Source organism: Streptomyces sp. ActVer (assembly GCF_027270795.1).
GTDB classification, from domain to species: domain Bacteria; phylum Actinomycetota; class Actinomycetes; order Streptomycetales; family Streptomycetaceae; genus Streptomyces; species Streptomyces umbrinus_A.
This window is the reverse complement of the sequence record NZ_JAPWHT010000464.1, coordinates 1-7,868: the sequence shown is the minus strand read 5'-3', so window position 1 is coordinate 7,868 and position 7,868 is coordinate 1. Positions and strand designations below refer to the sequence as shown.

At 70.8% G+C, this 7,868-nt stretch carries 7 protein-coding genes and 1 pseudogene; all 8 read left to right on the top strand.

All coding sequences use genetic code 11. From position 1 onward, the window contains the following. Positions 1 to 115, top strand: a pseudogene (locus O3Q52_RS44080) (FAD:protein FMN transferase); the annotation flags it as partial. A gap of 161 nt (positions 116 to 276) precedes the next feature. Then, positions 277 to 927 (top strand): GntR family transcriptional regulator, encoded by a 651-nt coding sequence (locus O3Q52_RS44075; protein WP_269654141.1) that lies wholly within the window; start codon positions 277 to 279, stop codon positions 925 to 927. A 49-nt stretch (positions 928 to 976) separates the two neighbouring features. Next, on the top strand, positions 977 to 1,753 hold the full coding sequence (locus O3Q52_RS44070; protein ID WP_269654140.1) for a PIG-L deacetylase family protein: 777 nt from the start codon (positions 977 to 979) through the stop codon (positions 1,751 to 1,753). After that, positions 1,750 to 2,496: a 4-carboxy-4-hydroxy-2-oxoadipate aldolase/oxaloacetate decarboxylase gene (locus O3Q52_RS44065; protein ID WP_269654139.1), complete on the top strand. Its 747-nt coding sequence runs from the start codon at positions 1,750 to 1,752 to the stop codon at positions 2,494 to 2,496. The genes O3Q52_RS44070 and O3Q52_RS44065 overlap by 4 nt, the downstream gene beginning before the upstream one ends. Positions 2,497 to 2,607: 111 nt before the next feature. Further along, positions 2,608 to 3,765 (top strand): 4-oxalomesaconate tautomerase, encoded by a 1,158-nt coding sequence (locus O3Q52_RS44060; protein WP_269654138.1) that lies wholly within the window; start codon positions 2,608 to 2,610, stop codon positions 3,763 to 3,765. 9 nt (positions 3,766 to 3,774) lie between these two features. Further along, positions 3,775 to 4,725, top strand: coding sequence for a catechol 2,3-dioxygenase (locus O3Q52_RS44055; protein ID WP_269654137.1), 951 nt, complete (start codon positions 3,775 to 3,777; stop codon positions 4,723 to 4,725). A gap of 226 nt (positions 4,726 to 4,951) precedes the next feature. Beyond that, complete coding sequence (locus O3Q52_RS44050; protein ID WP_269654136.1) at positions 4,952 to 6,277, top strand: aromatic acid/H+ symport family MFS transporter; 1,326 nt, start codon at positions 4,952 to 4,954, stop codon at positions 6,275 to 6,277. Between the two features lie 624 nt (positions 6,278 to 6,901). Next, positions 6,902 to 7,868: LacI family DNA-binding transcriptional regulator (locus O3Q52_RS44045; protein ID WP_269654142.1), on the top strand; the 967-nt coding region annotated here is incomplete at its 3' end.

Here is a 7,868-nt window from a genome sequence, read left to right as displayed (position 1 = left end):
CGCGATGGGGGCGGACGGGATCGACTGGGCCGCCGCGCGCGAAGGCTGTGAGGTGTTCGCCGTGGACGCCGAGCGCCGCGTCTTCCGCACGTCGGGGTTCCCTGTCGCTGCCTGAGCGCGGGAGACCCCTCGTACGAACTGAGGGCCCTGATATCCGCAACTGCGGATATCAGGGCCCTTGTTGGTATGTGGTCGCACCGCATGGAGAACAAAATTGTTGACAATCTTGTTCGTCTAGATTTAGGTTCGACAGGCACTCACTCAGGGAGAGCACACATGCCGAAACAAGCCCGTCCGAGAACCGGAGAGCAGGCCAGGCAGCACGCGCTCGCGCAGCTGCGGCAGGCGATTCTGCGTGGCGAGATGGCACCGGCCCAGCGGCTGGTGGAGAACGAACTCGCCGAGCAGTTCGGTGTGACACGGGCCAGTGTGCGGGCGGCACTGATCGAGTTGGAGTCGGAGGGTCTGGTCGAGCGGATCCGCAACCGCGGTTCGCGGGTGCGGGTGGTGACCGTGGAGGAAGCGGTCGCCATCACCGAGTGCCGCATGGTCCTCGAAGGGCTGTGCGCTGCCAAGGCGGCCGTCGCGGTCACGGACGAGCAGCTGACCCGGCTGGTCGACGTGGGCGAGGCGATGTCCAAGGCCGTCGCCGACGGCGAGCCGGTGACCTACTCCGACCTCAACCACGAACTGCACGCCCTCATCAGGCAGTTCTCCGGCCAGCAGACGGCCGTCGAACTGCTGGAGCGGCTCAACGGGCAGCTGGTGCGCCACCGTTTCCAGCTCGCGCTGCGGCCGGGGCGGCCCCAGAAGTCCCTGGGTGAGCATCTGGCCATGATCGAGGCGATCAGGGCCCGGGACCCGCAGGCGGCCGAAGCGGCCGTCCGCGCCCACCTTTCGGGTGTGATCGACGCGTTGCGCGAGTGACACCGCGGGGGGTGGGTCAACTGGCCTGTCCATCAAGGAGATTGCAGCAATGACGCATGGCAACGCGGCAGGTACCTCACCACCGTCGACGACGCCCGCCACCCCACGATCCACGCTCGTCGTCACCGCGCATGCCGGGGACTTCGTGTGGCGGGCGGGTGGGGCCATCGCCCTCGCCGCCTCGCGCGGCGAGAAGGTCACCATCGCGTGCCTGACCTACGGCGAGCGCGGCGAGTCCGCGAAGGCCTGGCGTGAGGGCAGGTCGCTGGAGGAGATCAAGGAGATGCGCCGTGCGGAGGCCGAGGCGGCCGCCGCCACCCTCGGCGCCGAGGTCGTCTTCTTCGACGCCGGCGACTACCCCCTGACCATCACGCCCGAGCTGACGGACCGGCTCGTGGCCGTCTACCGCGAGGCGCAGCCGGACGTCGTCCTCACCCACCCGCTCGACGACCCGTACAACGGCGACCACCCGGCGGCCGCCCGGATGGCGTTGGACGCACGGGTGCTCGCCCAGGCCATCGGCTACCCGGCCGAGGGGGAGATCATCGGCGCCCCGCCGGTGTTCTTCTTCGAGCCGCACCAGCCCGAGATGTGCGGCTTCAAGCCGGAGGTCCTCCTCGACATCTCAGAGGTGTGGGAGACCAAGCGCAAGGCCATGGAGTGCCTGGCCGCGCAGCGGCACCTGTGGGACTACTACACCGACCTCGCCGTCCGCCGCGGTGTACAGCTCAAGCGCAACGCGGGCCCCAACCTCGGGCTGCCGCACACCACTTACGCCGAGGCGTACATGCGCCCCTACCCGCAGGTCACGGGGGAGCTGGCATGAGCGGCCTGATCGTCACCAACCCCCCGAAGGCCGCCGAGAAGGACGTCGAGGCGCTCTCCGCGTACGGCGTGGCAACCGTCCACGAGGCCCTCGGCCGCACCGGCCTCCTCGGCAGCGACCTGCGTCCGATCCAGCAGGGCGTACGGGTGGTGGGCACCGCCGTCACTGTGCTGAGCTGGCCCGGCGACAACCTCATGATCCACGCGGCGGTCGAGCAGTGCGGCGAGGGCGACATCCTCGTCGTCACGACCACCTCGCCCTCCACGGACGGCATGTTCGGCGAACTCTTCGCCACCGCCCTGCAACGCCGGGGCGTCCGCGGTCTGGTGACCGGCGCCGGAGTGCGCGACACCGAGGAGCTGCGCGCGATGGGCTTCCCCGTCTGGGCGGCGGCCGTCTCCGCGCAGGGCACCGTGAAGGCCACCGGCGGATCGGTCAACGTACCCGTGGTGATCGGCGGGCAGAGCGTCCGGCCGGGCGATGTGATCCTCGCCGACGACGACGGCGTGATGGTCGTCCCGCGCGAGCGGTCCGCCGAGGCAGTCGACGCGTCCGCAGCGCGCACCGCGAAGGAGGAGGCGACCCGCGCCGCCTTCGCCGAGGGCCAACTCGGCCTGGACCGGTATGGGTTGCGCGAGACCCTCGTACGCCTGGGAGTGCGCTACCAGTCGTACGAGGAGTACCGACGGGAGCAGCACGAGCGGCAGGAGCGGCGGGATCCGTGGGACGGGGCCCGAACGTGACCGGGCACAGGAATGGAGCCGGGCCGTGACCGGGCACCGGGTCGGAGTGGGCTCGTGACCGGGGCCGAGGCCAGGTCCGGGACCGGGGCCGGCTCCGAGGAGGTGCGTTGCATGCTCATGCGCGGCGGGACCTCCAAGGGCGCCTACTTCCTGGCCGGGGACCTGCCCGCCGAACCCGCCCCGCGCGACGACCTGTTGCTGCGCGTCATGGGCAGCCCCGACCCGCGCCAGATCGACGGCCTGGGTGGGGCGCATCCGCTGACCAGCAAGGTGGCGGTGGTCTCCGCGTCGGCCGATCCCGAGGCGGACGTCGACTACCTGTTCCTCCAAGTCGGCGTCGACACATCGGAAGTGAGTGACCGTCAGAACTGCGGGAACCTCCTCGCCGGCGTCGGCCCGTTCGCCGTCGAACGCGGACTGGTCGCCGCCGGAGAGGGCCGTACGTCGGTGCGGATCCGCATGCTCAACACCGGGGACCTCGCCGTCGCGTCCTTCCCCACGCCGGAGGGGCGCGTCGACTACACCGGTTCCGCCGAGATCTCCGGGGTGCCGGGGTCCGCGGCGCCGGTGGTCATCGAGTTCCCGCAAGGTGGCGGCCCGTTGCTGCCGACCGGCCGGGCACGTGACCTCGTCGCCGACGTACCGGTCACCTGCGTGGACAACGGCATGCCGACCGTGCTGATCGCCGCGTCCTCGCTCGGTGTCACCGGCTATGAGGCGCCCGCCGACCTGGAGGCGGACCAGGCCCTCGCCGAACGGCTCCGGGGGATCCGGCTGGAGGCCGGAAAGCTGATGGGGCTCGGCGATGTGGAAGGCACCACCGTGCCCAAACTCAGCCTGCTGGCAGCGCCGTTGGACGGTGGCGCGGTCATGACCCGCACCTTCATCCCGGTGCGCTGCCACACCTCGATCGGGGTCCTGGGCGCCGCGAGCGTCGCCGCCGGGCTGCGGATCGAGGGCGGCGTCGGCGGGGCGGTCGCACGTCTGCCGGCCCACGGGGACCGGGTGCGCATCGAGCACCCCACCGGATTCCTCGACATAGAAACGACCCTCGCGTACGACACCCCGGGCGCTGAACTTGGAGCTGAACCGGGCGCCGCATCGAGCGTCGCCTCGGGCGCTGAGCCGGGAGCCGCAACGAGTCCTGTTTCAGGCGCTGCCCCGAGCCCCGTCCCCGTGGCCCGGCGTACCGCCGTCGTCCGTACCGCACGCAAGATCTTCGACGGCACGGTCTTCCCCCGGCCGGCCGGAGCCGCACAACACCCCTGAGGAGGCCCCATGGCCCCGCCGCTCGGCGACATCGCCCACCTCGGGCACGTCGAACTGCTCACCCCCGACCTGGACGCCAGCGTCCGGTTCTTCACCGACTACCTCGGCCTGACCGAGAACGGCCGCTCCGGGGACTCCGTATACCTGCGGACCTGGGACGACTACGAGCACCACAGCGTGACCCTGACCGCCCACGCCACGTCCGGGATCCGCCGCACCGCCCTGCGCGCCTCCAGCGAGGAGGCCCTCCAGCGCCGGGTCAAGGAGACCGAGAACGCCGGCCACCCCGGCCGCTGGGTCGAGGACGAGCCGGGCATCGGCCCGCTGTACGTCACCACCGACCCCGACGGCCATGAACTCGCCCTCTACTGGGAGAGCGAGTGGTACCGGGCGCCGGACGAGCTGAAGCCAGGCCTGAAGAACCAGCCGCAGGCCAAGCCCGGTCATGGCGTGGGCGTACGACGCCTGGACCACGTCAACTTCCTCGCCGCCGATGTCGAGCCCAACGGAGACTTCGTCCACGAGGTGCTCGGCGCCCGGCCCACCGAGCAGATCCGGCTCGACAGCGGCAGGATCGCCGCCCAGTGGCTGACCTTCAGCAGCAAGTCGTACGACATCGTCTACACCGAGGACTGGACCGGCTCCAACGGACGCCTGCACCACATCGCGTTCGCCACGGACACCCGTGAGGACATCCTGCGGGCGGCCGATCTCGCCCTGGACACCGGTGTGTTCATCGAGACGGGCCCGCACAAGCACGCCATCCAGCAGACGTTCTTCCTGTACGTCTACGAGCCCGGCGGCAACCGCGTCGAGCTGTGCAACCCGCTCACCCGCCTCGTCCTGGCGCCCGACTGGCCGCTGATCACCTGGACCGAGGAGGAGCGGAAGAAGGGTCAGGCCTGGGGTCTGAAGACCATCGAGTCCTTCCACACCCACGGCACGCCGCCGGTCGGCTGACACCGGCATCCCCCGTTCGCCTCACGGGCGGCACACCCCTGCCGTGTGCCGTCCCGGCGCCCGCCTTGTTTCTGTGATTGTTTACGAAAATGTTGACAATCCTGAAGGGGATTTCTAGCGTCATGCGCATCACGGGGTCAGACGCCGCACGAACCGCTCGGGCCGCCGCACCCCCGCCTCCCCGATCCCCTCCAGGGACACGACTCCTGGACGAGAGGAAACAACGATGTCCTCCTCCTTCGCCCTGTCCGCCCGCGGCGGCAAACTGGCGGCGCTGGTCGTCGGTCTGTGCTGGCTGGCCGTGCTCTTCGACGGCCTCGACATGTTCATCTACGGTTCCGTGCTGCCGCACATGCTGGCGGAGAAGTCCCTCGGCATCACCCCGGACCAGGCCGGTGACCTGGGCAGCTACGCCACCTTCGGCATGCTGGTCGGCGCGCTGACCGCAGGGACGGTCGCCGACCGCATCGGCCGCAAGAAGCTGATGGTCGCCTGCGTCACGCTCTTCTCGCTGGCCTCCGGCCTGTGCGCGATGTCGGGCAGCGTCGCGGTCTTCGGCCTCGGCCGCACCCTCGCCGGAGTCGGCCTCGGCGGACTGCTGCCCACCGCGATCAGCATGGTCTCCGACTACGCCCCGCGCGGCCGTACCGCCCTCACCATCGGCATGCTGATGACCGCCCACCACGCCGGCGGCATCCTCTCCGCCTACGTGGCCCTGTGGATCGTGGAGCCCTTCGGCTGGCGTGCCGCCTTCTGGGTCTGCGTGGTCCCGCTGCTCTTCGTCCCGGTGCTCGCCAGGTTCATGCCCGAGTCGCTGAGCTTCCTGGTCGCCAAGGGCCGTACCGAGGAGGCCCGCGGGCTGGCCGGCCGCTTCGAGGTCGAACTGCCCGCCGCGGCAGGGAAGAAGGCCCCCGCCGACCGCTGGAACGCCATCGTCAACCTGTTCCGCGGCGGCGAGTGGACCCAGACCCTGCTGTACTGGCCGGCCTCCTTCGGCGGACTGCTCCTCGTCTACGGTGTCGCCACCTGGCTGCCCACCCTGATGCGCAGCGAGGGCTACGAGCTGGGTTCCGCGCTCACCTTCGTCGTCCTCTTCAACCTCGGCGGCATCGTGGGCATGCTGGTCGCGGGCCGGGCCGCCGACCGGTTCGGGGCGCCGCGCATCTCGTCGATCTGGTTCGCGCTGACCGCCGTCGGAGTCTTCCTGCTCAGCGTCCACATGCCGCTCGCGGTGACCTTCACGGTGGTGTTCCTCACCGGTGTGTTCCTCAACAGCGCCCAGACCATGATCTACGCGACGGTCTCGATCCGCTCCACCCCCGACAACCGCGCCACCGCAGTCGGCTGGACCTCCGGCATGGGCCGCTTCGGCGCGGTTTTCGGCCCGTGGCTCGGCGGCCAACTGCTCGCCGCCGGCAACGGGGACTGGGGCTTCACCGCCTTCGCGATCGCGGGCCTGTCGTCGATGGTCTTCATCGGCATCGCGGCGCTGCGCGGCTCAAGGCAGACGCCGGCGAGCGGCACACCGCAGCCGCTGATCGCCGCTGGCTGACCCGCCACGGGGACAGGTTCCTGGCCGGATCCGAGGAGAGGACGCAGTCGGATTCGAGGGCGAATCCGGCCAGGAACACATCGGCACTCACCGGGACAGGCCACGCGCCCCGCACGCCCTGAGAACTGTCAACGATCGTGTACCGCATCTCGCCGACGTATCGGTCACACGGATACGTTCACCGTCGGCGAGTGGGCCCCTCGCCGCCCCACCGAGTCCGGCCCCGACAAGTCCCAGCAGCCAGACCGGTACGGCCAGTGGCTCGGCATCCCGTACGTGGCCGACCCGACCGGGAAACCGCGGTGGACCGCCCCCGGGCCGGCCGCGCGATGGGCCGGGGGTACGTGACACCACGCGGTTCGGCGACCGCTGTGTCCAGGCGGCCGCCCCCGCCTCCGGCCCCCTCCGGGACTGGTTCCGCACGGAGTATTGACTCGTGCGGCCGCGCTGTGAACACTGGCCTGACTACGTAGTCATTTCGATCCCCGCGTCATCGCGTGGAAGATTGACTACGTAGTCAACGCCGACGAACGCGAGACGAGTACGAGGAGGGTCATGGCCACCACCGGCACCGAGCCGTCGTCCCCCCGCGGTCCCGGACGCCGTCGGCGCGGCCCCGGGATGATGGAGGTCGCCCGTGCCGCGGGTGTCTCCCAGAAGACCGTGTCCCGTGTCGTCAACGGCGAGCCCCACGTCAGTGCCGACGTCCGCGACCGTGTGCTCGGCGTCATCCGCGAACTGGACTACCGTCCGAACAACGCGGCGCGAGCCCTGCTGATGGGCAGGTACCGGCGGATCGGAGTGGTCTCGCTCGGCAGCGCGCTCTACGGTCCGTCGACCCAGCTCATCGACCTGGAGCGGGCCATGCACCGCGTGGGTTACTCGTTCGCCGTGGCCAGCACCCTGGAGGGCCAGGGCGGCGCCGGAATCGCGGCGGCCGTGGAATCCCTGCTGGAACAGGGCGTCGACGGGATCGTCCTGTCGGAGCCCATCGACGACGGCACGCCCCTGCGACTGAGCGCGGACGTACCGGTGGTGAGCCTGGGCGAGGGCGTGCACCTGGCCGACGCGCCCAGCACCGTGGTCCGTGCCGACGGAGTCGCCGCCGCGCGGATCGCCACACAGCACCTGCTCGGGCTCGGACACCGCACGGTCTGGCACATCCCCGGCCCGCAGGACTGGTGGACCGCCCGCGACCGGCTCCGCGGCTGGCGCGAGGCGCTGGCCGACGCCGGAGCCCCCGAACCGCCACTGCCGGCGGACGGCGACTGGACCCCGGCCTCGGGCTACGCGGCCGGCCGGTCGCTGGCCCAACTCCCCGACCTGACCGCCGTGTTCGCCGCCAACGACGACATGGCCCTCGGCGCGCTGCGCGCCTTCGCCGAGGCCGGACGTGCCGTCCCCGCCGACGTGAGTGTGGTCGGCTTCGACGACATCCCCGCCGCGCCCTACCTCTCCCCGCCGCTGACCACCGTCCGTCAGGACTTCGCCGCCGTCGCGACCCGCGCCGTCGACGTCCTGGTCGCCATGATCGAGGGCCACTCCCACCCGGCCGAACCCGTCGATCTCGCGGTCGAGTTGACCGTACGTG